Genomic DNA, 25,156 nt, shown 5'->3' with positions numbered 1-25,156 from the left:
CGAGCGCCGGAGGAGGCAGGGAAAGGGGACCTTGCCATGGATCTGGCCCTGCTCCGGACCTTCGTCACCGTGCACCGGGCCGGCTCCTTCACCCGCGCCGCCGCTCTGCTGGGCCTGTCCCAGCCCGCCGTCACCTCCCAGATCCGCACGCTGGAGCGCCAGCTCGGCCGCCCCCTGTTCCTGCGACAGGCCCGTGGGGTGACGCCCACGACCATCGGCGACGAGCTGGCCCACAAGGCCGCACCGCATCTCGACGCCCTGGTGGAGATAGCTGAGAGCGGCCTGGACGACGACTCCTCGCCGCGCACGCTGCATCTGGCCGGCCCCCCGGAGTTCACCGCCGAGCGCGCGCTGCCCGCCCTGACGGAGCTGCCCGGCGCCGACGGTCAGGGCCTCGCCCTGCGCGCCTCCTTCGGGACCGCGGAGGAAGTGCTGGAGGGGCTCGCGGCCGGCCATCACGAGCTGGCCATCAGCACGCTCCGGCCGCGCGGTGCCCTGCTGAGCGCGAGCCCGCTCTGCGACGAGGAACACGTGCTGGTCGCCGCCCCGCGCTGGGCCGAGCGGATCGGTCCGGAGGCGCTGCGGCGAACGGGGGCGGCCGCGCTGAAGAACCTGCCCGTGGTCGAGGTCCACGAGTCGTTGCCTTTCGTCTCCCGCTACTGGGCCTCCGTCTTCGACACGCGGCCGGCTGTGCCGGGTACGGTCGTCGTCCCCGACCTGCGCGCGGTGCTGGCCTGTGCTGCGGCGGGCGCGGGGCTGGCGGTACTGCCCCGCTATCTGTGCGCCGGCGCCCTGGACCGGGCCGAGGTGGTGCTGCTGCACGACCCGGCCGTGCCGCCGTTGCGGACCTACTTCCTGGTGGTGCGCACCGGCTCACTGGCGCTGCCGCATGTCGCGCGGGCGCATGAGTGGCTGCAGCGAGCCGCCTCTCGGTGGTGCTGAGGGAGTAGGGCGAGCGGGGGTTGTGGCGACCGGGGTGGTTGTGACGACCGGGGTGAGGCTGTGGTGGCGGGCTTTTCTCCGCGAATGTCTCCCCGTGGTGAGGCCGAGGCCGCGGACAATGTTTCACGTGGAACCGGCCGGGCCACATTGTTCCCATGACCGTCCGACCCGTGGTCAAGCGCACCGCCCGCGCCGTTCTCCTGGACGGTGACGACCTGATCCTGATCAAGCGCACCAAGCCCGGCGTCGATCCCTACTGGGTCACCCCCGGTGGCGGAGTCGAGCCCGAGGACCCGACCGTCGTCGACGCCCTGCACCGCGAGGTGTACGAGGAACTCGGTGCCAAGATCACCGATGTCGTGCCCTGCTTCGTGGACACCGTGGAGCACATCGGGGAGGACGGCGGCGCGACCGGCGTGAAGGTCCAGCACTTCTTCGTCTGCCGGCTGGAATCCATGGACCCGGCGCTCCGCCATGGCCCCGAGGTGGAGGAGCCCGCCGGGGAGTACGAGATCGTCCGCATCCCCTTCACCCGGGTCGGCATCGCCTCCGTCCACCTCGTCCCGCTGTCGCTGCGGCACTATCTGGACGGCAACATCGAAGGCGTCCGCGCCCTGCACGCCCCCGACCTCGGCTGACCGGAGTCGCGCTCAGGAACCGGCGCCCACCAGGTCCTCGACCGGGTCGTGGCGTATGCGGGACACGGGAACACCGAGCGCCCGCAACGCGGACACCCCGCTACGGATCATGCCGGGCGGACCAGAGAGATACGCGTCGTAGTCCCGCCAGGGGCCGCTCACCCGCACGGCGTCGTGAAGGTGCCGGTCCTCCCGGTCGATGACCGACCGGACGGATATCCATGGGTGGGCCTGCCGCAGCCGGAGCAGGGTGTCGATGTCATACAGGTCATGGTCATGGCGGGCGCTGTAGAACACCTCGACCGGGCGACGGGCGCCGTGCTCGGCCACCTCCTCGGCCATGGCCTTGATCGGCGCTATGCCGGTGCCACCGCCCAGGCAGAGCAGGCCGCTGTCGGTGCCGTGGTCGACGATCATGGAGCCGACAGGTGGACCGAGGCGCACCACGTCTCCGGGGCAGGCTCGGTGGACCAGGGCGTTGGAGACCCAGCCGGCCGGGACCGCGCGCACATGGAAGGTGAGCAGGCCGTCTGGGCGGGGCGCGGAGGCGAAGGAGTAGTGCCGCCAGACGCGCGGCCACCAGGGAGTCTCCACACTGGCGTACTGCCCGGCCAGAAAGAGGTACGTCTGGTCGGGGCGCAAGGTGAGCACCGCGACGTCAGGCGTCCTCAGGTCATGGGTGACGACCTCGGCATGCCACCACGGTGGAGCATTCCTCCCGTCCGTAGCGGCGGCGTCGATCATGACTTGGGAGATGGTCGCGTACACCCGGCCCCAGGCCGCCTCCGCCTGCGGGTTCCAGGTGTGGGTGGCGTAGGTGCTCAGGGCGCCGATCAGGCAGGCGCCCACGGCCGGGTAGTGCTCGGCCCGGGTGCCGTACTTGCGATGGCCCCGGCCGAGGTTCCGCAGGTAGTCGACGAGCACGGATGTGTTGTCGATGTGTTCCGCCGCCGTGAGCAGTGCCCGCAGGAGCCGGTCCCGCTGGGTGTCCATCGCGGGCGGGAACATGGGCCGCAACTCCGGGTGGCGTACGAAGAGAAGGGCGTAGAAGTAGGAGGTCACCTTGTCGGCGACGGGTGCGATCTCCGCCATCGTGCGGCGGATGAGCAGTGCGTCCCAGGACACCTGCGCGAGGGGCCGCACCGGGCGCTGTAATACCGGCGCCGTCTCGGTTCCGCGCCACGGCCGTCGGTCGCCGTGGTTAGGCACGCCGTCGTTCCCCGACGGGGTGGCCGGAGCTTCCATGTGTGCCCTCGCTCGCACTCCTGCGGCGGTCTGCGCTCTCCCCCTCGGAAGCGCGTGATCCCCGACGAGGCGGAGGACCGCAGCACTCGCTCCGCAGCGTGACACCGGGCCCGGATTCCGCATCCCATTACCTGGAAAAACGCTTCTTGACGCGCTTCATCCGGATACGCTGTTGGCCGCTAAAGCCTCCGCGCGGTCGCCGGGTTGATCGACTTCCGCGCGCGGTTCGTCGTCTGCCGTTCGTGCTGTTTCACGTGAAACAGCACGAAGGGGACTGGCCTGGAGCAGTAGGAAGACTCCGAATCCGGTGGACGAGGGGGGCATCCTTCGGACAGCCTGACCGGCGTGCCGATCTCTTCCCTCGCCGCGCTGCCCATCCGCCGTCTGACCCCGCGCGATCTCACCGCCTGCGCCGATCTGTCCGAGGACCGGGGGTGGTCCCGTGAGGAACACAAGTGGGGTCTGCTGCTGAACGCCGGCAACGGCTTCGGCGTCGACGATCCCGACGGCGGTCTCGTCGCCGCGTGCGTCGTCACGGAGTACGGCTCCGGGCAGCGGCTGGAGCTGGGTGCCATCGGCATGGTCCTGGTCGCCGAACGCCATTCCCGCAGGGGCGTGGGGCGTCGCCTGATGCGGCACGTTGTGGCGGCCATGGACAGCACTCCCCTGACTTTGCATGCCACGCCTGCGGGCCGGCCGCTCTACGAGGAGATCGGCTTCAAGACCGTAGGCCGGGCGGAGATGCTCATGGGGCACTACACGCCAGATGGGGCGGAGCCGTCGGTGGCGACGCGGGCCGCGACCGCCGAGGACCTTCCGTCGATCCTCCGCCTCGACGCGGAGGTGTTCGGCGCCGACCGCACCCCGGTCCTCGTCCGGCTGCCCGCCTTCGCCGATCAGATACGGGTGGCGGAGGACAGCGGCCGGATCATCGGCTACGCCGCCGCTTGGCCCAACATGGCGACCCATGTCGTCGGCCCGCTGATCGCCCGCGACACCGACACGGCGAAGGCCCTCATCGAGTCGCTCGCGGCCCGTACGGACCGACCGCTGCGCACCGACGTGGACGTGCGCCACGAGGAGCTGCTGACCTGGGCGAGGGAGCGCGGGCTCGCGCCGGTGATGTCGAACGCGGTCATGGTGCTTGGCACGGCCGAGCTGCCGGGGGATTGGACGCGCAGGTTCGCACCGCTGACGGTGGCCGCAGGCTGACCCCTACAGGACGACGGCCCCCGAGATACGGCGAGGGCCGTTGTCCTGGTGTGCGGGGTTCGCTCAAACGAGGGCGCGCGCAGCCTCGGTGGCGAAGCCGTGGTCCTGGTCCGGCGCACCGCCGCCGACGCCGATCGCACCGATCAGCCGACCGTCACGGTGGACCGGCACGCCACCGGCGATGAAGAGCAGCGGACGGTCGAGCGCCGTGGGCAGCGTGTGGAAGAGGCCGCCAGGCTGCACGAGGCCGACCAGCTCGGCGGTCGGCGCATCGAGCTGGAGCGCGGTGTACGCCTTGCGGGTGCTGGTCTCTCCGGAGATCGGCACGGACCTGTCGTCCCGGCGGAAGGCGAGCAGCTGGCCACCGGCATCCAGGACGGTGACGCTGACGGTCACACCTGCGCCCTCGGCCGCGCGCTGGGCGGTGACGATGAGCAGCTCGGCGTCCTCGATGGTGAGCGGGGCGACGGTGGTGGTGCTCATGGCGGGGGCTCCTTGGAGGTCTCTGAAATGGTCCGTCCGGGCCGGGCCGCGTTCGTCACCGGTGCGGACGGGGATCTGTGGAGCTGCCGTGCCGGTCTCAGCGGCGGGCGGGCTCCGGCTGTCCTGCGGGTGCGGCGGAGGCGGTCACCGCACCGGACCCGGCGGCGCGGCGCTCGAGAGCGCCCGACAGGATGGCGAGCAGTAGGGCTGCCGCGGCGAGGATGGCGCCCACCCAACTGGGGGCGGTGTAGCCGAACCCGGATGCGATGACCGTGCCGCCGAGCCAGGCGGACAGGGCGTTGCCCAGGTTGAAGGCGCCGATGTTCACGGCCGAGGCCAGCGTCGGAGCGCCGTGCGCCTGATCGAGGACGCGCTTCTGCAGCGGCGGGACGGTGGCGAAGCCGAGGGCGCCGATCAGGGCGATGGTCACGGCCGCCGCGATCTTGTTGTGCGCGGTGAGCGTGAAGAGCGCGAGGACGACCGCCAAAGCGCCCAGTGAGACGTAGAGCATGGGCATCAGGGCGCGGTCGGCGAACTTGCCGCCGATCAGGTTGCCGCCGACCATGCCTAGGCCGAACAGGACCAGCAGCCAGGTGACCGAGCCGTCGGCGAAACCGGCGACCTGGGTCATCATCGGCGCGATGTAGGTGATGGCGGCGAAGACTCCGCCGAAGCCGAGCACGGTCATTGCCATGGCCAGCAGGACCTGGGCGTTCTTGAAAGCGGCCAGCTCATGCCGCAGCTGCACGCCCTCGGACCTGGGCATCTCGGGCACGAGCTTGGCGATCCCCGCGAGGCCGATCAAACCGAGGACGGCGACGATGCCGAAGGTCACGCGCCAGCCGATCTGCTGCCCGATGAGTGTGCCCAGCGGGACGCCGATCACATTGGCGACGGTCAGCCCCGTGAACATCATGGCGATGGCGCCGGCCTTCTTCTGCGGTGCCACCAGCTCGGCCGCGACGACCGAGCCGATGCCGAAGAAGGCTCCATGGGCGAGGGAAGCGACCACCCGTCCGATCAGCATGACCGCGAAGACGGGGGCGACGGCCGAGAGCAGGTTGCCCGCGATGAACAGGCCCATCAGCACCATCAGCATCCGCTTGCGCGAGACCTTGGTGCCGAGCACGGTCATCAGCGGAGCGCCGATCACCACGCCGAGGGCGTAGCCGGTGACGAGCAGGCCCGCGGTGGGGATGGAGACGCCGAAGTCACCCGCGACCTGCGGCAGCAGACCCATGATCACGAACTCGGTCGTGCCGATTCCGAAGGCCCCGATCGCCAGGGCCAGAAGCGCGAGAGGCATAAGGGGGTACACCTTCCAAAAGATTGCAAGAGCGCTTTGCGTGTGTCCACAATAATTGCAGACGCGCGCTAAAGGCAATCGCTGGCTATTGCGGCCGTGGTCTACTCTGGAGTCAGCCGCTCCGGGACGGAGGAACACCCATGACAGCGACGGACCCCGCGCTCACCGCTCTCGCGCAGGGCTGGTGCGCCCTGTCTCTGCTGCACGGGAGGATCGAGGCGCACATCGAGCGCGCCCTCCAGACGCAGCATGAGCTGAGCGTGCGCGAGTACTCCCTGCTCGATGTGCTCAGCAGGCAGCACGACGGTGACGGCGGGCATCTGCAGATGAGGCAGGTCGCCGACGCCGTCGTCCTCAGCCAGAGCGCCACCACCCGACTGGTTACCCGTCTGGAGGACCGTGGCCTGCTGGAGCGCTATCTGTGCCCCACCGACCGCCGGGGCATCTACACCAATGTCACCGAGACCGGTCTGGAGCTGCTGGAGAAGGCACGCCCGACCAATGACGCCGCACTGCGCGGGGCACTGGACGCGGCGGCCCTGACTCCCGAACTCGCCCCGCTGGTCAGGGCCGTGGAGTCGCTGCACGTCCCCGCATAGGCTGCGCCCCATGACCGACCTCGACATAAGGCCCGCGACCTCGGACGATGTCCCGGCGATCGTGGCCATGCTCGCCGACGACCCCCTGGGCGCACAGCGTGAATCACCCGACGACCTGACGCCCTACCTGACGGCCTTCGAGCGCCTGGACACCGACCCGAACCAGCACCTCGTCGCAGCGGTCCGGGATGGCCGGGTCATCGGGACACTCCAGCTCACGATCATCCCCGGGCTCTCCCGCAAAGGCGCCACCCGTTCCCTCATCGAGGCCGTACGGGTCCACGCGGACGAGCGCGGCAGCGGACTCGGCACCGAGCTGATCCAGTGGGCCGTCGACACCTCGCGCCGCCTCGGCTGCCACCTGGTGCAGCTGACCTCCGACAAGACGCGCACCGACGCTCACCGCTTCTATGAGCGGCTGGGCTTCACGGCCTCCCACGAAGGCTTCAAGCTGAGCCTCTGACAGCGCGGTTGCCCTGATGGAGCCGATCCGGTACTGCACGTCCTCGTCCGGCCCGTGCCCGTCCACCGAGGTCCGCGCACCGTGCCACACCACCCTGCCCCCGCGCACCACCGCGGCGACGAGCGACGGCGCCCGCCCCTCGGCCTGCGCGACGGCGATCCGGTGCGTCAACGCCCTGCGGGTCGCGGGAAGCAGCTCTTCGTGCGATGTCGTCATGTGCCCAGTCCACCGGCTGGAAGGGAACACGTCGAGCCCATATTGCCTCGGTCGGCACCGGTCAGGTCTGGGCCATGTCCACGAAGCGGGAGTAGTGGCCCTGGAAGGCCACCGTGATCGTGGCCGTGGGGCCGTTTCGGTGCTTGGCGACGATCAGGTCGGCCTCGCCCGCGCGGGGGGACTCCTTCTCGTAGGCGTCCTCGCGGTGCAGCAGGATGACCATGTCGGCGTCCTGCTCGATGGAGCCGGACTCACGCAGGTCGGAGACCATGGGCTTCTTGTCGGTGCGTTGCTCGGGGCCACGGTTCAGCTGTGAGAGCGCGATGACCGGGATCTCCAGCTCCTTGGCGAGGAGCTTGAGGTTACGGGACATGTCCGAGACCTCCTGCTGTCGGCTCTCGGCCCGCTTGGAGCCACCGGACTGCATCAGCTGGAGGTAGTCGATGACGACCAGCTTCAGGTCGTTGCGCTGCTTCAGCCGGCGGCACTTCGCGCGGATCTCCATCATCGACAGGTTCGGGGAGTCGTCGATGTAGAGCGGCGCGGCCGACACGTCCGGCATCCGGCGGGCCAGGCGCGTCCAGTCCTCGTCGGTCATCGTGCCGGACCGCATGTGGTGGAGGGCGACACGGGCCTCTGCGGACAGCAGACGCATGGCGATCTCGTTGCGGCCCATTTCGAGCGAGAAGACCACGCTCGGGAGGTTGTGCTTGATCGACGCGGCCCGCGCGAAGTCCAGCGCCAGCGTCGACTTGCCCATGGCGGGACGCGCCGCGATGACGATCATCTGGCCGGGATGCAGCCCGTTGGTCAGCGAGTCGAAGTCGGTGAACCCGGTGGGCACACCGGTCATCTCGCCGCTGCGCGAGCCGATCGCCTCGATCTCGTCGAGGGCGCCTTCCATGATGTCGCCGAGCGGCAGGTAGTCCTCGCTGGTGCGCTGCTCGGTGACCGCGTAAATCTCGGCCTGGGCGCTGTTGACGATCTCGTCGACGTCGCCGTCGGCCGCGTATCCCATCTGGGTGATGCGGGTGCCTGCCTCCACCAGACGACGCAGGACTGCCCGTTCGTGGACGATCTCCGCGTAGTACTCGGCGTTCGCCGCGGTCGGCACCGTCTGGACGAGGGTGTGCAGATAGGCGGCCCCACCGACCTTGTTGATCTCACCGCGCTTGGTGAGTTCGGCCGCGATGGTGATGGGGTCGGCCGGCTCACCCTTGGCGTAGATGTCGAGGATCGCCGTGTAGATCGTCTCGTGCGCCGGCTTGTAGAAGTCGTGGCCCTTGAGGATCTCGACGACATCGGCGATGGCGTCCTTGGACAGCAGCATGCCGCCCAGCACGGACTGCTCGGCGTCCAGGTCCTGCGGCGGCACCCGCTCGAAGGTGGAGCCCCCGTCGTCCCAGCCGCCGTTCTCGCGGCCGCGCTCATGCTGCTCGTCACGGCCGCGGCCCGAGTCACCGCGGCGCCGGGAGGCGGGGAGACGATCGCTGGGACCGCTGTCGGCCCACGGATCGTCCAAGGGCTCGGAAATGCTCACCGAGCCACCTCCTCCCGTCCGCCGGAGCGGACTGACCTCGCCGTGCCCTCTGTTCTACGGCACGGCACTGACAAAATGAGAGGCCCAACTCCGCTTCCGGCACGTCGGATATGTGACGTTTCCACGGCCGGGAGGGGGAGCGGGCGCCGGACCACGGTAGGCCCCCCGGCACCGTCAGCCAATCTGGTTATCCACAGGCCATGTGGACGACGGCCCAGATGCTGTGGAGAACTCGCCGAAACCTGTGCACGACCCGGTGGACAGTCCTGTGAACAAGACCTCACCCCCCTCACTGACACCTGACTGACCTGCACGTTTACCTCTCACAGGCTGTGCAGAAGAAAAACTTTCCCACTCGGACCAAGATCACCTCGAACGCCGCGCGAAACCATGCACCTCGAAAGCTGGAGTAAGGGTCCAAAGGCATTTACATCTCTTACCTGTGGACGATTAGATTGATGCGCATGACACAGGCTGCCGCGATCCCCAAGGCCACCAGGCGACACCACGACCAGGAGATCGTGGCCCTCGCTCTTCCGGCCTTCGGCGCGCTCGTCGCCGAGCCTCTCTTCGTCATGGCCGACAGCGCGATCGTGGGCCATCTCGGCACCGCACAGCTCGCCGGTCTCGGCGTCGCCTCGGCGCTCCTCACCACCGCCGTGAGCATCTTCGTCTTCCTCGCCTACGCCACCACGGCGGCGGTCTCCCGCCGCGTCGGCTCGGGCGACATACGCGCCGCGATCCGCCAGGGCATGGACGGAATCTGGCTGGCGCTGCTCATCGGCGCCGTCGTCATCGCTGTCGCCGTTCCACTCGCACCCGGCATCGTGGACCTCTTCGGCGCGTCCGCCACCGCGACTCCCTACGCCACCACCTATCTGCGTGTCTCCGCCCTCGGCATCCCGGCCATGCTGGCCGTGCTGGCCGCCACCGGTGTGCTGCGCGGACTGCAGAACACCCGGACCCCGCTGTACGTCGCCGTCGGCGGCTTCATCGCCAATGCCGCCCTCAACGCCGTGCTCGTCTACGGCGCCGGGCTCGGCATAGCGGGTTCCGCCTGGGGCACTGTGATCGCGCAGTGCGGCATGGCCGCCATCTATCTCTGGGTGGTCGTCCGGGGTGCGCGACGGCACGGGGCATCCCTGCGTCCGCACCTCGCCGGCATCCGGGCCTCGGCACAGGCCGGCGTACCGCTGCTGGTCCGCACGCTGTCCCTGCGCGCCATCCTCATGATCGCCACCGCGATGGCAGCCCGCCTCGGCGACGCCGACATCGCCGCGCACCAGATCGTGCTGTCCCTGTGGAGTCTGCTGGCCTTCGCCCTGGACGCGATCGCCATCGCCGGGCAGGCGATCATCGGCCGCTATCTGGGCGCCGACGACGCGGCCGGCGCTCACGCGGTCTGCCGCCGGATGGTGCAGTGGGGCATCGCCACCGGTGTCGTACTCGGCGTGCTCGTGGTAGCGGCGCGGCCACTCTTCCTGCCACTGTTCACCAGTGACGCCGGGGTCAAGGACGTGGCACTGCCCGCGCTCCTGGTGGTCGCGCTCTCCCAACCCATCTGCGGTGTGGTCTTCGTGCTGGACGGGGTGCTGATGGGCGCGGGCGACGGGCCCTATCTGGCGTGGGCCATGGTGCTCACGCTGGCGGTGTTCACCCCGGTCGCCCTGCTCGTGCCCGCGCTGGGCGGCGGCCTCACAGCGATCTGGGCGGCCATGACGCTGATGATGACGGTCCGGATGGCGACTCTCTGGGTACGTACTCGGTCCGGCCGGTGGATCGTGACGGGTGCGACCCGCTGACAGATTCACGCGACTTGCTGACCGTTTCACGTGAAACGTGCTCGTGGCCCGCGTGCCGGTCTGCCCTGCCCTGAGCCCATGCGCGCATGAGAAAGGGGCCGCATCCCCGAAAGGATGCGGCCCCTCTCCAGCTCAAACGAGCCGAGTGGTCACGGCGATCAGGCCGCGACGACCTCGAGGGTCACCTTGGCGGCGACCTCGGGGTGCAGACGCACGGACGTCTCGTATGCGCCCAGGGTCTTGATCGGAGCGGTCAGCTCGATGCGGCGCTTGTCGACCTCGGGGCCACCGGAAGCCTTGATCGCCGAAGCGATGTCGGCCGGGGTGACGGAACCGAAGAGACGACCGGCGTCGCCGGAGCGAACGGCCAGACGGACCTTGACACCCTCGAGCCGGCCCTTGATCTGGTTGGCCTGCTCGATGGTCTGGATCTCGTGGATCTTGCGGGCGCGGCGGATCTGCGCCACGTCCTGCTCGCCACCCTTGGTCCAGCGGATAGCGAACTTCCGCGGGATCAGGTAGTTGCGGGCGTACCCGTCCTTGACGTCGACGACGTCGCCGGCGGCACCGAGGCCGGAGACCTCGTGGGTGAGGATGATCTTCATGTGTAAGTCACCCTTCCTTAGCGCGCGGTGGACGTGTAGGGCAGCAGCGCCATCTCACGGCTGTTCTTGACGGCCGTGGCGACGTCACGCTGGTGCTGCGTGCAGTTGCCGGTCACGCGGCGGGCACGGATCTTGCCGCGGTCGGAAATGAACTTCCGCAGCATGTTCGTGTCCTTGTAGTCCACGTACGTGACCTTGTCCTTGCAGAAAGCGCAGACCTTCTTCTTAGGCTTGCGCACAGGCGGCTTCGCCATGGTGTTTCTCCTGTGTGATCAAGAAGTGGGGATGCGAGCCCTTAGAAGGGGGGCTCGTCCGAGTAGCCGCCACCGCCGCCGGAACCGGAACCGGAGCCACCGCCCCAGCCGCCGCCCTGGCTGCCACCGGCGGGAGCGCCGGAAGCCCACGGGTCGTCGGCCTGGGAGCCGCCCTGGCTGCCGCCGGAGCCACCGCCCCAGCCGCCGCCACCCTGGCCCTGGTTGCCACCGCCGCCGTAACCGCCCTGGCCGCCGCTACGGGCGCCGCCGGAGGTCTTGGTGACCTTCGCCGTCGCGTTGCGCAGGCTGGGGCCGACTTCCTCGACGTCCAGCTCGTAGACCGTGCGCTTGACGCCCTCGCGGTCCTCGTAGGACCGCTGCTTCAGCCGGCCCTGCACGATGACGCGCATGCCTCGCTGGAGCGACTCCGCGACGTTCTCCGCCGCCTGACGCCAGACCGAGCAGGTCAGGAACAGGCCCTCGCCGTCCTTCCACTCATTGGTCTGACGGTCGAAGGTGCGGGGAGTGGACGCGACGCGGAACTTTGCGACCGCCGCACCGGAGGGGGTGAAGCGCAGCTCGGGGTCGTCGACAAGATTGCCGATGACCGTGATGACGGTCTCGCCTGCCATGGGGGAACCTCTCGGCGGGATTGCTCTGGCTGCTTGGTTGCTGCTACTCGAATCCCGAGATCAGCTGAGCGGGAGAGCTCAGTGCATCTCGGGGCGGAGGACCTTGGTCCGGAGGACCGACTCGTTCAGGTTCATCTGGCGGTCGAGCTCCTTGACGACCGCAGGCTCGGCCTGCAGGTCGATGACCGAGTAGATGCCCTCGGGCTTCTTCTTGATCTCGTACGAGAGACGACGACGGCCCCAGGTGTCGACCTTTTCCACCTTGCCGCCGCCATCGCGGACGACAGAGAGGAAGTTCTCGATCAGCGGGGAGACAGAACGCTCCTCGAGATCGGGGTCGAGGATGACCATCACCTCGTAGTGACGCATGTGGAACCCACCTCCTTTGGACTCAGCGGCCACGGTCGTTCCGTGGCAGGAGGGTCGTGATGCGTACGCAACGGTATCGGCCACCACTGACAGTCGGAGGCTCCGCGAGGAACCGTCCACAGTGGGCCGCGACGGGCCAGGACAGACACCGGTGCAGACGTTACACACTACCCGCCCACCCGCTTCCGGTTGAAATCCGGCCCCAGGAGCCCTCAATCTGTACACATCGGGTGTGTAGGGCGCTACAGTGCGCCGCGATCCGCAGGAGGTGCCTCATGACCCAGGCATTGCGACCGACCAGCGCCGGCTCCCTCTTCGCCAGCGACGGCAAGCCCCATCCGCTCCAGGACACCCTGACGGTGGTGACGCTCGTCCTGGGCCTGCTGTCCTTCGTCACGTGCTTCATGGGCGGGCTCCACCTCGTCGCCTCCTGGGCCGGCCTGGTCGGCCTGCTCACCGGCGCGTACGGACAGTGGGTCTCGATCACCACGCGGGAACGCTTCGGCCTGATCGTGGGGCTCGGCGCCTCCGGCATCGGCTTCCTGATCGGCATGGCCAACGGCGGTCTCTTCGGGGGCCTCATCGGCAGCTGACGCGACCGGCCCGCCGTCCACGACGACCTCACGGGCACCGGCGAGTGTTCCGGCCCGCCAGCGGGCCGCAACACGGGTGCTGTACGCCCTATTCGGGGCGCTCACAGGGCGCAGTAGGCTTCGGCGCGAGAGCCGGAGCCCCTGATCCCATGGGGACACCCCAGCCCGAGGAGCGCCCCGACATGAGTCTGACCCTGAGGACCATCAGCCGCGAGCAGCATCTGGCGTACATCCAGAGCCTGCCGTCGGCCAGCCACATGCAGGTCCCGGCATGGGCCGATGTGAAGGCGGAGTGGCGTTCGGAAAGCCTCGGTTGGTTCGACGAGCGCACCGGTGACATGGTCGGCGCCGGTATGGTCCTCTACCGTCAGTTGCCCAAGATCAAGCGCTACCTCGCGTATCTCCCCGAGGGCCCGGTCATCAACTGGTTCTCGCCGAACCTGGAGGACTGGCTCCAGCCGATGCTGGCCCATCTCAAGCAACAGGGCGCGTTCTCGGTCAAGATGGGCCCGCCGGTGATCATTCGCCGCTGGAACGCGGAGACCATCAAGAAGGGCATCCAGAGCCCGGACGTGAAGCGGCTGCGCGACATGGAGGCCGACTTCATCGAGCCGCGCGCCTTCGAGGTGGCCGACAAGCTGCGCCGCATGGGCTGGCAGCAGGGCGAGGACGGCGGCGCGGGCTTCGGCGATGTGCAGCCGCGCTACATCTTCCAGGTGCCGCTGGCCAACCGCTCACTGGAAGAGGTCCACAGGCAGTTCAACCAGCTGTGGCGCCGCAACATCAAGAAGGCCGAGAAGGCCGGCGTCGAGGTCGTCCAGGGCGGTTACCAGGACCTGGAGGAGTGGCAGCGGCTGTACGAGATCACCGCGGTGCGCGACCACTTCCGGCCGCGCCCCCTGTCGTACTTCCAGCGCATGTGGACGGCCCTCAACACCGAGGACCCCAACCGGATGCGGCTGTACTTCGCCCGTCACAACGGCGTGAACCTGTCAGCGGCCACCATGCTGATCGTCGGCGGCCACGTCTGGTACTCCTACGGCGCCTCCGACAACATCGGCCGTGAGGTCCGGCCCTCCAACGCCATGCAGTGGCGGATGCTGCGCGACGCCTACGCGCTCGGCGCCACCGTCTACGACCTGCGCGGCATCTCCGACTCGCTGGACGAGACGGACCACCTGTTCGGCCTGATCCAGTTCAAGGTCGGTACCGGCGGCCAGGCGGCCGAGTACCTCGGCGAATGGGACTTCCCGCTGAACAAGCTGCTGCACAAGGCGCTCGACATCTACATGTCGCGGCGCTGACCGGCGGGCGGCCGCCCGCCCCGCCTTCTGGTTCCATAGCCTTCACAAGGCTTCACCGTCCACCGGTCCCCGCACACCGCGCGGGGAACCTCCCTCTGAATCCACCGCAGCCACGAGAAAGGTTCCGGGTCCGGCCATGGCGCTCACGCTCTACGTCGACACCGCGCGCTGGCGTGCGCACCACAAGCACGTGCAGGAGCAGTTCCCGGGACTCGTCCCGGTCTGCAAGGGCAACGGTTACGGCTTCGGCCACGAACGGCTCGCGGAGGAGGCGACGCGGCTGGGCTCGGACATGCTCGCCGTCGGCACCACGTACGAGGCCGCGCGCATCAAGGACTGGTTCAGCGGCGACCTGCTCGTGCTGACCCCGTACCGGCGCGGCGAGGAGCCGGTGCCGCTGCCGGACCGGGTGGTCCGCTCGGTGTCGTCGGTCGACGGTGTGTACGGCCTGGTGGGTGCCCGTGTCGTCATCGAGGTGATGTCCTCGATGAAGCGGCACGGCATCAGCGAGCAGGATCTGCCGCAGCTTCACCAGGCCATAGAGAACGTCCGGCTGGAGGGTTTCGCCATCCATCTGCCGCTGGACCGCACCGACGGCTCGGACGCCGTCGAGGAGGTCATCGGGTGGATGGACCGGCTGCGCGCGGCCCGGCTGCCGCTGCACACGATGTTCGTCAGCCATCTCAAGGCCGATGAACTGGCCCGGCTTCAGCAGCAGTTCCCGCAGACCCGCTTCCGGGCCCGGATCGGCACCCGGCTCTGGCTGGGCGACCACGACGCGACCGAGTACCGGGGAGCCGTCCTGGACGTCACGAAGGTGACCAAGGGCGACCGCTTCGGCTACCGGCAGCAGAAGGCGGCCTCGGACGGCTTCCTGGTGGTCGTCGCGGGCGGTACGTCGCACGGGGTGGGCCTGGAGGCCCCGAAGGCACTGCACGGCGTCATGCCGCGCGCCAAGGGCGTGGCGCGGGCCGGCCTCGCCACGGTGAACCGCAACCTCGCGCCGTTCGTGTGGGGCGGCAAGCAGCGCTGGTTCGCCGAGCCGCCGCACATGCAGGTGTCGATCCTTTTCGTCCCCTCCGACGCTCCCGAGCCGAAGGTGGGCGACGAGCTGGTGGCCCACCTGCGGCACACCACCACGACGTTCGACCGGATCGTGGACCGCTAGGACCCCGGGACCGTTCGGCCGGGCCGAGACGAATGAGAAGGCCGTGCACGAAGTGTCGTGCACGGCCTTTCCCGCATCCCGTCCCTGTCCGCGTCCTGATGACCGCGAAGCCCGTTCGCTCAGAGCGAACGCTTCTCGTGGGGCAGTGGGTCCGGCCCGCCCCAGTCCGTCCGGGACGACTCCTCGGGCGCGTCGGGCTCCGGGTGCCGGAGTCCGCACAGGACGAAGTGGTCGGGCGCACCGTCGAGCACACCCCCTGAGGGATCGTCGTCCCCGGACCGTCGCACCACGTCGCGCTCCGGCCGGAGGATGTCCCGCACCACGACGGCGCACAGGTACAGCGTGCCCAGCAGGTGCAGGGCGATCGCCCAGTGGTAGCCCTCGGTGGGCAGTCCCTTGTGCGCGTCTCCGCTGGTCGTGTACGCGAGGTACAGCCAGATGCCGAGGAAGTACGCCACCTCGCACGCCTGCCAGATCAGGAAGTCCCGCCACTTGGGCCGGGCGAGGACCGCCAGCGGCACCAGCCACAGCACGTACTGGGGGGAGTAGACCTTGTTGGTGAGCACGAAGGCCGCCACCATCAGGAAGGCCAGCTGGGCGAAGCGCGGCCGGCGCGGTGCGGTGAACGTCAGTGCCGCGATGCCGAGGAAGGACACCACCACCAGGGCACTGGCGGTGGTGTTCACGAAATCGATGCTCGGCGGGTGGCCGGAGTTCTGCGACCAGATCAGCCAGAACGAGCCGAAGTCGATGCCCCGGTCATGGCTGAACCGGTAGAACTTCGACCAGCCCTCGAAGGCGAACAGCATCACCGGCAGGTTCACCACGAGCCAGGCGCCCGCCGCGCCGGCGACCGCCTGGAAGAACTCCCGCCACTTGCCCGCCCGCCAGCACAGGACCAGCAGCGGGCCGAGCAGGACGAGGGGATAGAGCTTGGCGGCCGTGGCAAGGCCCAGGAGCACACCGAAGGCGACCGCGCGGCCACGCGACCACATCAGCATCGCGGCGGCCGTCAGAGCCACCGCGAGGAGGTCCCAGTTGATGGTGGCGGTCAGCACGAAAGCGGGCGCGAGGGCGAGGAGCAGTCCGTCCCAGGGACGGCGGCGGTGGGTCCGGCTGACGCTGACGGCGATGACGGCCGCGCAGACCATCAGCATCCCGGCGTTGACGAACCAGTACCACTGCTCCTGCCGCTGGATGCTCCCGCTGCCCGGCGTGAGCCAGGAGGCGGCCTCCATGAACACCCCGGTCAGCACCGGGTACTCGAGGTAGTCCATGTCGCCGGGCAGCTTGTCGAAGTACGGCACGAGCCCGTCGGCGAAGCCCCGCCCCTGAAAGAGGTGGGGGATGTCCGAGTAGCAGGCGTGCGTGTACTGCGAGCTGGCGCCGAAGAACCAGGCACCGTCGTAGCAGGGCGCCTTCTGGACGAGTCCGAGAGCGAACATGCTGATCGCCACGAGCGCGACGACCCGGACCGGCGTCCACCAGGACATGCCGGTCAGGGCGCGTCGCCCGAGGGGGCCGCCGATCAGCTCGCTGCCGGCCGCGGCGATGTCGTCCTCCCGCGTCGGTCGTACCGTCTCCGGTTCACGCACACGCGCGGGCGTCGTCTCTGCACTGGGCATGGGGCACATCCTGCCGTACTCGCTCGGTGAAACGCCGAGGGCCGCCGCACCTGATGGGTGCGACGGCCCTCGTTTCACGTGAAACACCCGTGCCGGTCGAAATGACCGCTGATCGGGCAGACGGTCCTACTGTCCGTCCTGGCCTCCGAAGAAGCCTCCGCCGTCGTTCCCGCCCGCTCCGGCGTTGGTGTTGCCCCGGACATTGCCGGCTCCGGGTGAGGTGGAATCGGACGGCGACGAAGTGGCTCCGCCGTCCACGCCACCAGGGCCGGTACCGGTGCCACCGACGTCGTTGCAGAAGAACCGGCAGGTCTCGGTCGGGGAGGGCGACGGCGGGGGCGTCGTGGTCTGACTCGGCGACGGGCTCGGGGCCTCGGTGGGAGTCGGGGTGGGCGTGACGCTCGGCGTCGGCGTCGGCGTCGGCGTCGGAGCGCCGGACTCGTTGTGGATCTTGCCGATCTTGATCGCGTCCGGGAAGCCCGGGTCGTTCTTGCCCTTCAGCGCGGCCAGCATGTACTCCGTCCAGACCGAGGTCGGGATGTCACCACCATGGATGGAGTCCGTGCCAGCCGTGCCGTTCATCGACAGCAGCCTGTGGTCCTTGGGGTTCTCACGGAACATCGCCACCGAGGTGGAGAGCTGCCGGGTGTACCCGACGAACCAGGCCGACTTGTTCTCGTCGGTGGTACCCGTCTTTCCGGCGGCCGTGCGACCTAGGGCTCGCGCGTTTATGCCGGTGCCGTTCTGGATCACGTTCTGCAGCACGTCGGTGACGTTGTTGGCGATGTTGGCGTCCATCGCCTGCTTGGGCTTCGGCTTGGCGAAGCCCGGCAGGTCCTGACCGTCCGTCTTGACCGCGGTGACCGAGTAGGGCTCCGCCTGTTTGCCGGACGCCGCGAACGTCGCGTAGGAGTCCGCCATCCGGATCGCGCTCGGGGTGGAGGTACCGATGGCGAAGGACGGGTTCAGATCCCTGGCCATGCTGGTCTGCAGGATGCCGGTGGAACGGGCCATGTCCCTGACCTTCGACATGCCGACATCGACACCGAGCTGCACGAACGGGGTGTTGATCGACTTCTCCATCGCCTTGCGCAGACTGATGTAACCCCAGGGGTACTTGCTCTCGTTGGCCTGGAAGAAGGTCGAGTTGTCCTTGTTCAGGTAGTACGAGCCGTCGGGCCGGCGGACCTTGAGGTGGTCGTTGCCGTTGTACTTGCTCAACGGGGAGATGCCCTGACCGTTGGAGTTGTACGTGCCGTCCTGCATGGCCGCCGCCAGTACATAGGGCTTCCATGTCGAGCCCACCGGGACGCCGGAGGTGTCGGCGTTGTTGGTGAAGTGGCCGTTCTCGTAGCCGTCGCCGCCGTAGAGGGCGACGATCGCACCGTCGTTGGGCACCACCGAGGCCGCGCCGAACTGGACGTACTTGTCCAGCTTCTCGGTCTCGGGCTTCAGCCGGGCCTTCTGGATCTTCTTCACGGCCGCGGTCAGGGCATCGACCTTGGCCTTCTGGAAGGTCGTGTAGATCTGATAGCCGCCCTGGTCGAACTTCGCCTCCGTGATGGTGGAGTGGTTCAGGACGTACTTCTTCGCGGTGTCGACCATGTAGCTGATCTGGCCGCTCATGCCCCGGGTCGCCTTGCGGCCCTGCGGCGGAGGGTACTTGCCGACCGCCTGCTGGTACTGCGCGTCGGTGAGGTGCCCGTCCTTGTGCATCTCATCGAGAATCCAGCGCCAGCGCCCCTGGGAGCGCGCGGTGTTCGCCTGCTGCGTCGCGTTCTTGTCGAGATCCGCGTTGCCTGCCGGGTCGTAGTACGTGGGGCCCTTCAGCAGGGCGGCGAGAACCGCGCACTGGCTGGCGGACAGATCCTTGGCGTCCTTGCCGTAGTACGTCTGCGCGGCCGCCTGGATGCCGTATGCGCCACGCCCGTAGTACGAGGTGTTCAGGTAGCCCTGCATGATCTCGTTCTTGTTGAGCTGTGTGCCCACCTTCACGGAGATGAACATCTCGGTGAACTTGCGGGTGAGCGTCTGGTCCTGGCTGAGGTACGTGTTCTTGACGAACTGCTGGGTGATCGTGGAACCACCCTGGGTCTGACCACCGCGCGCCATGTTCGCCAGGGCCCGCGCGATACCCATGGGGTCGACGCCCGAGTCCTTGTAGAAGCTCTTGTTCTCCGCGGAGATCACCGCGTCCTGCATGGCCTTGGGGATGTTCTCGATCTTGAGATTCTGCCGGTTCACACCGGTGCCCGTGGCCACCATCTGGGTTCCGTCGCCCCAGTAGTAGACGTTGTTCTGCGACTTTGCGGCGTCGTTCTCGCTGGGGATGCGGACCAGCGCGTAGCCCACGCCGGCCAGGACGACCATGCTGCCGACGAACCCGATACTAAGGCCCGTGACCAGTCGCCAGGAGGGCACCCAGCGGCGCCAGCCGTCCTTGCCCACGCGGGGATAGTCGATGAACCGGGGCTTGCCGGGCGGTCCCGGGTCATGGCCCCGGCCGCTGCCCGAGGAAGCGTTGTCGGCGCCCCGGCGACGGCCGCCGCCTCTCTGGGCGGCCCGACGCGCCTCGGCACGGCCGCCGTAATCACGCCCCTCACCCCCAGAGCCGTAGGAGTCCGGTCCATGGGAACCAGACCCGTAGGAGTCGGAAGAGGCCCCGTTGGCGCCTCGCGGTGCCGCGGAGCGGCCGGAGGGCGGGCCGGACTGGCCGCGTCGGGCCGCGGCACGTCCGCCTCCCTGCGGCTGCGGCGGTTTGCGACGGTGCTCGCTCATCGAACGATTACTCCTCGGGCAGGCGCATCCGTGCGCGCCTGGAAACAGCGACTGGTTTCCGGTCCCCCCGAAGTACGGATGCGGTCGTTGCTGCATTCACCCGTACCGCACCGAGGATCATGACGCTCCCCAAGCGCCCCTTGGTTCCCGGTGTTGTGCATGCCGCACAGACTACGCACCGCCAAAACCTCTGAGTCCCGAAGTTCACCCCAAAACAGGCAACTTGCCTCGTGTGAATCGGTGATGTGATCCCGTTCACCATCGCCCCTCTTGTCGCACGCCGGGGGGCGTTCTATCGTCATGATGTATCGAGTCGATACATCAGAGCGAGATAAACGCGCTGTGCACCGAGAGGAGGCGATCATGAGCCGTCGTTCCGGCATCCTCGAGTTCGCCGTGCTCGGGCTGCTGCGCGAGTCGCCGATGCACGGCTATGAGCTGCGCAAGCGACTCAACACGTCCCTGGGTGTGTTCCGGGCGTTCAGCTACGGAACGCTCTATCCCTGCCTCAAAACGCTGGTCACCAACGGCTGGTTGATCGAGGAACCGGGCAACACCCATGAAGACGCTCTGGCCGCCCCTCTCACCGGACGCCGCGCGAAGATCGTCTATCGGTTGACGGCCGAAGGTAAGGAGCACTTCGAGGAACTCCTGTCGCAGACCGGCCCCGACGCATACGAGGACGAGCACTTCGCTGCCCGGTTCGCCTTCTTCGGGCAGACCTCACGCGATGTGCGCATGCGCGTGCTGGAGGGCCGGCGCAGCCGCCTGGAGGAGCGCCTGGAGAAGATGCGCGCCTCCCTGGCACGCACGCGGGAGCGCCTCGACGACTACACGCTCGAGCTCCAGCGCCACGGAATGGAGTCCGTGGAGCGCGAAGTGCGCTGGCTGAACGAGCTCATCGAGAGCGAGCGGGCCGGACGGGACCGGAAGGGTCCCGAGTCCGGCGAAACCGCTCAGCAGGACAACACATCTGGATCGACGGGCGGCCTGCCCCGTCCCGGGGATCTTCCGGGGACGGATACGTCCGGCGACACCGCCACGTGATGGTCCGTCAGGGCCTCACTCGTACACACAGGGAGCAACCGGAATGGGTTCGGTTCGCGTAGCCATCGTCGGTGTCGGCAACTGCGCCGCGTCGCTGGTTCAGGGAGTCGAGTACTACAAGGACGCCGACCCGGCGGCCAAGGTGCCCGGCCTGATGCACGTCCAGTTCGGCGACTACCACGTGCGGGACGTCGAGTTCGTCGCGGCCTTCGACGTGGACGCCAAGAAGGTCGGCCTCGATCTCACGGACGCCATCGGCGCCTCCGAGAACAACACCATCAAGATCTGCGACGTGCCCTCCAGCGGTGTCACCGTCCAGCGCGGCCACACCCTCGACGGTCTCGGCAAGTACTACCGCGAGACCATCGAGGAGTCGGACGCCGAGCCGGTCGACATCGTGCGGGTCCTGAAGGACAAGCAGGTCGACGTTCTGGTCTGCTACCTGCCCGTGGGTTCCGAGGACGCGGCGAAGTACTACGCCCAGTGCGCCATCGACGCCAAGGTCGCCTTCGTCAACGCCCTTCCGGTCTTCATCGCCGGCACCAAGGAGTGGGCGGACAAGTTCACCGAGGCCGGCGTGCCGATCGTCGGTGACGACATCAAGTCGCAGGTCGGTGCCACCATCACGCACCGCGTGATGGCGAAGCTGTTCGAGGACCGCGGTGTGATCCTGGACCGCACCATGCAGCTGAACGTCGGCGGCAACATGGACTTCAAGAACATGCTCGAGCGCGAGCGCCTGGAGTCCAAGAAGATCTCCAAGACGCAGGCCGTCACCTCCCAGATTCCTGATCGGGACCTCGGCGAGAAGAACGTCCACATCGGCCCGTCCGACTATGTGGCGTGGCTGGACGACCGCAAGTGGGCCTACGTCCGCCTGGAGGGCCGTGCGTTCGGCGACGTCCCGCTGAACCTCGAGTACAAGCTGGAGGTCTGGGACTCCCCGAACTCCGCCGGTGTCATCATCGACGCCCTGCGTGCCGCGAAGATCGCCAAGGACCGCGGCGTCGGCGGCCCGATCCTGTCGGCGTCCTCGTACTTCATGAAGTCCCCGCCGGTCCAGTACTTCGACGACGAGGCCCGCGAGAACGTCGAGAAGTTCATCCGCGGCGACGTCGAGCGCTGACCGCCGCTCGCACGAGAACGCTCCTGCCAGGGCTGTGAAGGTCCCCGGGGTCTGCCGACCCCGGGGACCTTCCGCATGTGTGAGGCTGTGCCCATGCCCGTCGTCCGTGATCTGCGCCTGCTGCTGCGCGCGCGGGACTTCCGGCGCCTGCTGTACGTCCGGCTGCTCTCCCAGGGCTCGGACGGCGTCTACCAGATCGCGCTCGCCTCGTATGTCGTCTTCTCCCCCGAGAAGCAGACCTCGGCGTCGGCGATCGCCTCCGCCATGGCGGTCCTGCTGCTGCCCTATTCGCTGGTCGGGCCCTTCGCGGGGGTGCTGCTGGACCGCTGGCGACGGCGTCAGGTCTTCGTCCATGGAAATGTGCTGCGCGCCCTGCTGGCAGCCGCCACCGCCGTACTGATAACCGTGCATGCGCCCGACCGGCTGTTCTACGCCGCCGCGTTGTGCGTCACGGCAGTCAACCGGTTCGTACTGGCGGGACTCTCGGCGGCGCTTCCACGGGTGGTCGACACCGAGCGACTGGTGCTGGCCAACTCCCTGTGCCCGACCGCCGGAACTCTGGCCGCGACTCTCGGCGCCGCCTTGGCCTTCGGTGTGCGCTTCACGGTGTCGGACTCGGATGCGGCGGTGGTCCTGCTCGGCGCACTGCTGTATCTGTGCGCGGCCCTGACCGCCCTGACCATGGCCCCCGCCCTGCTCGGTCCCGACCGGCCACCGGTACTGCCCCGGCTGGGCACCGTCCTCGCCGACACGGCGCGCGGCCTCCTCGCGGCCGTGCGGTACCTGGGCGAGCCACGACGCAGGGAGGCCGTCTGGGCGCTCACGGCGATGACCTGCATGCGTTTCTGCTACGGAGCACTGCTGGTCCTGCTGCTCATGCTGTGCCGGTACGGCCTCTCCACCACCCCGCAGGAAGGGCTCCGGCTGCTGGGGCTGGTGCTGGCGGTGTCCGGCACGGGGTTCTTCGCGGCCGCCGTGCTGACCCCGTGGAGTGCGGGACGTCTCGGTGCCGGGCGGTGGATCGCGGTCTGTGCGGGCTCCGCCGCCCTCCTGCTGCCCGCGCTCGGCCTCCCGTTCGCCACGGTCCCGCTGTTGATGGCGGCGTTCATGCTGGGCCTGGTCACCCAGGGCGCCAAGATCGCCACGGACACGATCGTCCAGGCATCGGTCGAGGACCGCTTCCGGGGCCGGATCTTCTCTCTCTACGACGTCCTCTTCAACGTCGCCTTCGTCGGCGCCGCCGGAGTGGCTGCCCTGATGCTCCCGCCGGACGGCCGGTCGGCGCTGCTGGTGATCCTCGTGGCTTCGCTTTACGGCGTCGTCGCCATGGCCATGGGTCGCTGCGAGTGGCGGTGGCACAGCGCGAATGGTGGTGTTTCACGTGAAACACCACCCCACCGCTGAGCCACCACATCACCACCGAGTCATGTTTCACGTGAAACACATCTGCGGAGCCCCTCAGTCCTGCTGCTGCGCCCACCACGCCTGAAGGGCCGCGGCCGCCGCGTCATGCTCCATCGGGCCGTACTCCAGGCGCAGCTCCAGCATCTGCTTGTACGCCTGACCGATGACGGGACCAGGGCCGACACCTAGGATCTTCATGATCTCGTTGCCGTCGAGATCGGGGCGGATGGAGTCCAGCTCCTCCTGCTCCTGAAGCTCGGCGATGCGTGTCTCCAGCCCGTCATAGGCGCGGGACAGCGTGGTCGCCTTGCGCTTGTTCCGCGTGGTGCAGTCCGAGCGGGTCAGCTTGTGCAGCCGATCCAGCAGCGGACCGGCGTCGCGGACATAACGCCGGACGGCGGAGTCCGTCCACTCCCCGGCACCGTAACCGTGGAAGCGCAGGTGCAGCTCGACCAGGCGCGAGACGTCCTTCACCAGCTCATTGGAGTACTTCAGAGCCGTCATGCGCTTCTTGGTCATCTTGGCGCCGACCACTTCATGGTGGTGGAACGAGACCCGGCCGTCCGACTCGAAGCGACGCGTACGCGGCTTGCCGACGTCGTGCAGCAGTGCGGCGAGCCGGAGTGTGAGGTCCGGGCCGTTCTCCTCCAGGTCGATCGCCTGCTCCAGGACGATGAGCGAGTGGTCGTAGACATCCTTGTGGCGACGGTGCTCGTCACGCTCAAGCCGGAGCGCCGGAAGCTCCGGCAGGACGTGGGCCGCGAGTCCGGTGTCGACCAGCAGGGTGAGTCCCGTGCGCGGGTACGCGGAGAGCAGCAGCTTGTTCAGCTCGTCCCGGACTCGCTCTGCCGACACGATCTCGATTCGCGCGGACATCCCGGTCATCGCCGTGACGACCGCCGGGTCCACCTCGAAGTCCAGCTGGGCGGCGAACCGTGCGGCTCGCATCATGCGCAGCGGGTCGTCGGAGAACGACTCCTCGGGTGTGCCGGGGGTGCGCAGCACCCGTGCCGCGAGGTCCTCCAGGCCGCCGTGCGGGTCGATGAACTCCTTCTCCGGCAGGGCCACGGCCATCGCGTTGACCGTGAAGTCGCGCCGGACCAGGTCCTCCTCGATGGAGTCTCCGTACGACACCTCGGGCTTGCGCGAGGTGCGGTCGTACGTCTCCGACCGGTAGGTGGTGACCTCGATCTGGTAGCCGTCCTTCTGGACACCCACCGTGCCGAAAGCGATCCCGACCTCCCAGACCGCGTCCGCCCAGGGCCGGACGATCCGCAGCACGTCCTCGGGGCGGGCGTCGGTCGTGAAGTCCAGGTCGTTCCCCAGCCGGCCGAGCAGCGCGTCACGAACCGAGCCGCCGACCAGGGCGAGCGAGAACCCGGCCTCCTGGAAACTGCGGGCGAGGTCGTCGGCGACGGGAGCCACCCGCAGCAGCTCGCTCACCGCGCGCTGCTGCACCTGGCTGAGGGCAGCGGGATTGTCATCGTTGGGGTTCGGCACAACAGAAGAGAGTACGTGGCCCGGCCGACCAGGACCGCACCCATTTGAGCGGCACGAAGGCTGTCTGCCATACGCCCACAAGGGCTCCCTGGCGGCGGACACCGACTCTTCGGCCGTTAATGGACATAGAGGACAGGAAGCCGCACCGGGACGATCTTGGGGAACGGTCCGTGGCACCTCATCACAGCGGTCATCGTTACCATGCGGGGACGCACATTCCGACGACCACTGACGACGACGACGAGGGACGGGCTAGCGCGTGGCCGACGCGGCTGAATTCCAGGGGCCCGGTGCCTCTCCTGCCC

General features: G+C 68.5%; 23 protein-coding genes and 1 pseudogene. 12 read left to right on the top strand and 12 right to left on the bottom strand.

Going from position 1 to position 25,156, the window contains the following annotated elements; genetic code table 11:
- The first annotated feature begins 36 nt into the window (after positions 1-36).
- Together ACFWN1_RS06225 and ACFWN1_RS06220 are read left to right on the top strand one after the other, a co-directional pair.
- On the top strand, positions 37-942 hold the full coding sequence (locus ACFWN1_RS06225; protein WP_384358742.1) for a LysR substrate-binding domain-containing protein: 906 nt from the start codon (positions 37-39) through the stop codon (positions 940-942).
- A 155-nt stretch (positions 943-1,097) separates the two neighbouring features.
- Positions 1,098-1,580 carry an NUDIX domain-containing protein gene (locus ACFWN1_RS06220; protein ID WP_384358740.1) on the top strand — a complete coding sequence of 161 codons (483 nt, stop codon included), beginning with the start codon at positions 1,098-1,100 and terminating at the stop codon, positions 1,578-1,580.
- A gap of 12 nt (positions 1,581-1,592) precedes the next feature.
- Here ACFWN1_RS06220 and ACFWN1_RS06215 read toward each other — a convergent pair whose 3' ends face one another.
- Positions 1,593-2,948, bottom strand: a complete 1,356-nt coding sequence (locus ACFWN1_RS06215) for a globin domain-containing protein (RefSeq protein ID WP_384358737.1) — start codon at positions 2,946-2,948, stop codon at positions 1,593-1,595.
- Positions 2,949-3,170: 222 nt separating this feature from the next.
- On the opposite strand from ACFWN1_RS06215, the gene ACFWN1_RS06210 reads away from it, so the two are divergent.
- Positions 3,171-4,037: a GNAT family N-acetyltransferase gene (locus ACFWN1_RS06210; protein WP_384358735.1), complete on the top strand. Its 867-nt coding sequence runs from the start codon at positions 3,171-3,173 to the stop codon at positions 4,035-4,037.
- A 63-nt stretch (positions 4,038-4,100) separates the two neighbouring features.
- Here the strand turns inward: ACFWN1_RS06210 and ACFWN1_RS06205 are convergent, their stop codons facing one another.
- Positions 4,101-4,520, bottom strand: coding sequence for a heme-binding protein (locus ACFWN1_RS06205; RefSeq protein ID WP_384358733.1), 420 nt, complete (start codon positions 4,518-4,520; stop codon positions 4,101-4,103).
- 97 nt (positions 4,521-4,617) lie between these two features.
- Positions 4,618-5,826, bottom strand: coding sequence for an MFS transporter (locus tag ACFWN1_RS06200; RefSeq protein WP_384358731.1), 1,209 nt, complete (start codon positions 5,824-5,826; stop codon positions 4,618-4,620).
- 140 nt (positions 5,827-5,966) lie between these two features.
- On the opposite strand from ACFWN1_RS06200, the gene ACFWN1_RS06195 reads away from it, so the two are divergent.
- Both ACFWN1_RS06195 and ACFWN1_RS06190 read left to right on the top strand, forming a co-directional pair.
- The gene (locus ACFWN1_RS06195) at positions 5,967-6,425 is read left to right on the top strand and encodes a MarR family winged helix-turn-helix transcriptional regulator (protein ID WP_384358729.1); all 459 of its coding nucleotides are present in this window, start codon (positions 5,967-5,969) and stop codon (positions 6,423-6,425) included.
- Between the two features lie 10 nt (positions 6,426-6,435).
- Complete coding sequence (locus tag ACFWN1_RS06190; protein ID WP_384358727.1) at positions 6,436-6,888, top strand: GNAT family N-acetyltransferase; 453 nt, start codon at positions 6,436-6,438, stop codon at positions 6,886-6,888.
- A 6-nt stretch (positions 6,889-6,894) separates the two neighbouring features.
- Here ACFWN1_RS06190 and ACFWN1_RS06185 read toward each other — a convergent pair.
- Together ACFWN1_RS06185 and dnaB are read right to left on the bottom strand one after the other, a co-directional pair.
- Positions 6,895-7,104 (bottom strand): annotated as a pseudogene (locus tag ACFWN1_RS06185) (serine hydrolase); the annotation flags it as partial.
- Positions 7,105-7,165: 61 nt separating this feature from the next.
- The gene (gene dnaB / locus ACFWN1_RS06180; protein WP_384358725.1) at positions 7,166-8,644 is read right to left on the bottom strand and encodes a replicative DNA helicase; all 1,479 of its coding nucleotides are present in this window, start codon (positions 8,642-8,644) and stop codon (positions 7,166-7,168) included.
- Positions 8,645-9,108: 464 nt separating this feature from the next.
- On the opposite strand from dnaB, the gene ACFWN1_RS06175 reads away from it, so the two are divergent.
- Complete coding sequence (locus ACFWN1_RS06175) at positions 9,109-10,446, top strand: MATE family efflux transporter (RefSeq protein ID WP_384358723.1); 1,338 nt, start codon at positions 9,109-9,111, stop codon at positions 10,444-10,446.
- 158 nt (positions 10,447-10,604) lie between these two features.
- Here the strand turns inward: ACFWN1_RS06175 and rplI are convergent, their stop codons facing one another.
- From rplI to rpsF, 4 genes are all read right to left on the bottom strand, one after another.
- Positions 10,605-11,051, bottom strand: a complete 447-nt coding sequence (gene rplI / locus ACFWN1_RS06170; protein ID WP_384358721.1) for a 50S ribosomal protein L9 — start codon at positions 11,049-11,051, stop codon at positions 10,605-10,607.
- A 17-nt stretch (positions 11,052-11,068) separates the two neighbouring features.
- Positions 11,069-11,305, bottom strand: a complete 237-nt coding sequence (gene rpsR, locus ACFWN1_RS06165; protein WP_003949403.1) for a 30S ribosomal protein S18 — start codon at positions 11,303-11,305, stop codon at positions 11,069-11,071.
- Between the two features lie 41 nt (positions 11,306-11,346).
- Positions 11,347-11,937 carry a single-stranded DNA-binding protein gene (locus ACFWN1_RS06160; RefSeq protein WP_384358719.1) on the bottom strand — a complete coding sequence of 197 codons (591 nt, stop codon included), beginning with the start codon at positions 11,935-11,937 and terminating at the stop codon, positions 11,347-11,349.
- A gap of 78 nt (positions 11,938-12,015) precedes the next feature.
- Positions 12,016-12,306, bottom strand: a complete 291-nt coding sequence (rpsF, locus tag ACFWN1_RS06155) for a 30S ribosomal protein S6 (protein WP_003975025.1) — start codon at positions 12,304-12,306, stop codon at positions 12,016-12,018.
- A 275-nt stretch (positions 12,307-12,581) separates the two neighbouring features.
- Between rpsF and ACFWN1_RS06150 the strand changes: the two genes are divergently transcribed.
- From ACFWN1_RS06150 to ACFWN1_RS06140, 3 genes are all read left to right on the top strand, one after another.
- Positions 12,582-12,899 carry a hypothetical protein gene (locus tag ACFWN1_RS06150; RefSeq protein ID WP_384358717.1) on the top strand — a complete coding sequence of 106 codons (318 nt, stop codon included), beginning with the start codon at positions 12,582-12,584 and terminating at the stop codon, positions 12,897-12,899.
- A gap of 182 nt (positions 12,900-13,081) precedes the next feature.
- On the top strand, positions 13,082-14,203 hold the full coding sequence (locus ACFWN1_RS06145; protein WP_384358715.1) for a lipid II:glycine glycyltransferase FemX: 1,122 nt from the start codon (positions 13,082-13,084) through the stop codon (positions 14,201-14,203).
- A gap of 136 nt (positions 14,204-14,339) precedes the next feature.
- The gene (locus ACFWN1_RS06140; RefSeq protein ID WP_384358713.1) at positions 14,340-15,371 is read left to right on the top strand and encodes an alanine racemase; all 1,032 of its coding nucleotides are present in this window, start codon (positions 14,340-14,342) and stop codon (positions 15,369-15,371) included.
- A gap of 119 nt (positions 15,372-15,490) precedes the next feature.
- Here ACFWN1_RS06140 and ACFWN1_RS06135 read toward each other — a convergent pair whose 3' ends face one another.
- Entirely contained in the window at positions 15,491-16,996 is a 1,506-nt protein-coding gene (locus tag ACFWN1_RS06135) for a glycosyltransferase family 87 protein (RefSeq protein ID WP_384358711.1), read from the bottom strand.
- Positions 16,997-17,122: 126 nt separating this feature from the next.
- Positions 17,123-19,774 (bottom strand): transglycosylase domain-containing protein, encoded by a 2,652-nt coding sequence (locus tag ACFWN1_RS06130; RefSeq protein ID WP_384358709.1) that lies wholly within the window; start codon positions 19,772-19,774, stop codon positions 17,123-17,125.
- Between the two features lie 363 nt (positions 19,775-20,137).
- Here ACFWN1_RS06130 and ACFWN1_RS06125 point away from each other — a divergent pair, with 363 nt between their 5' ends.
- The 3 genes from ACFWN1_RS06125 (at position 20,138) to ACFWN1_RS06115 (ending at position 23,351) form a co-directional block, all read left to right on the top strand.
- Entirely contained in the window at positions 20,138-20,821 is a 684-nt protein-coding gene (locus ACFWN1_RS06125; protein WP_384358707.1) for a helix-turn-helix transcriptional regulator, read from the top strand.
- 43 nt (positions 20,822-20,864) lie between these two features.
- Entirely contained in the window at positions 20,865-21,947 is a 1,083-nt protein-coding gene (locus ACFWN1_RS06120) for an inositol-3-phosphate synthase (protein WP_384358705.1), read from the top strand.
- Between the two features lie 93 nt (positions 21,948-22,040).
- The gene (locus ACFWN1_RS06115; protein WP_384358703.1) at positions 22,041-23,351 is read left to right on the top strand and encodes an MFS transporter; all 1,311 of its coding nucleotides are present in this window, start codon (positions 22,041-22,043) and stop codon (positions 23,349-23,351) included.
- A gap of 54 nt (positions 23,352-23,405) precedes the next feature.
- Here the strand turns inward: ACFWN1_RS06115 and ACFWN1_RS06110 are convergent, their stop codons facing one another.
- Positions 23,406-24,851, bottom strand: a complete 1,446-nt coding sequence (locus tag ACFWN1_RS06110) for a CCA tRNA nucleotidyltransferase (RefSeq protein ID WP_384358701.1) — start codon at positions 24,849-24,851, stop codon at positions 23,406-23,408.
- Positions 24,852-25,156: the final 305 nt, after the last annotated feature.

The sequence above is a fragment of the Streptomyces sp. NPDC058459 genome (genome assembly GCF_042721685.1).
GTDB lineage: Bacteria > Actinomycetota > Actinomycetes > Streptomycetales > Streptomycetaceae > Streptomyces.
The sequence above is the reverse complement of the archived record's forward strand: the minus strand, read 5'-3'. Positions and strand labels throughout refer to the sequence as shown.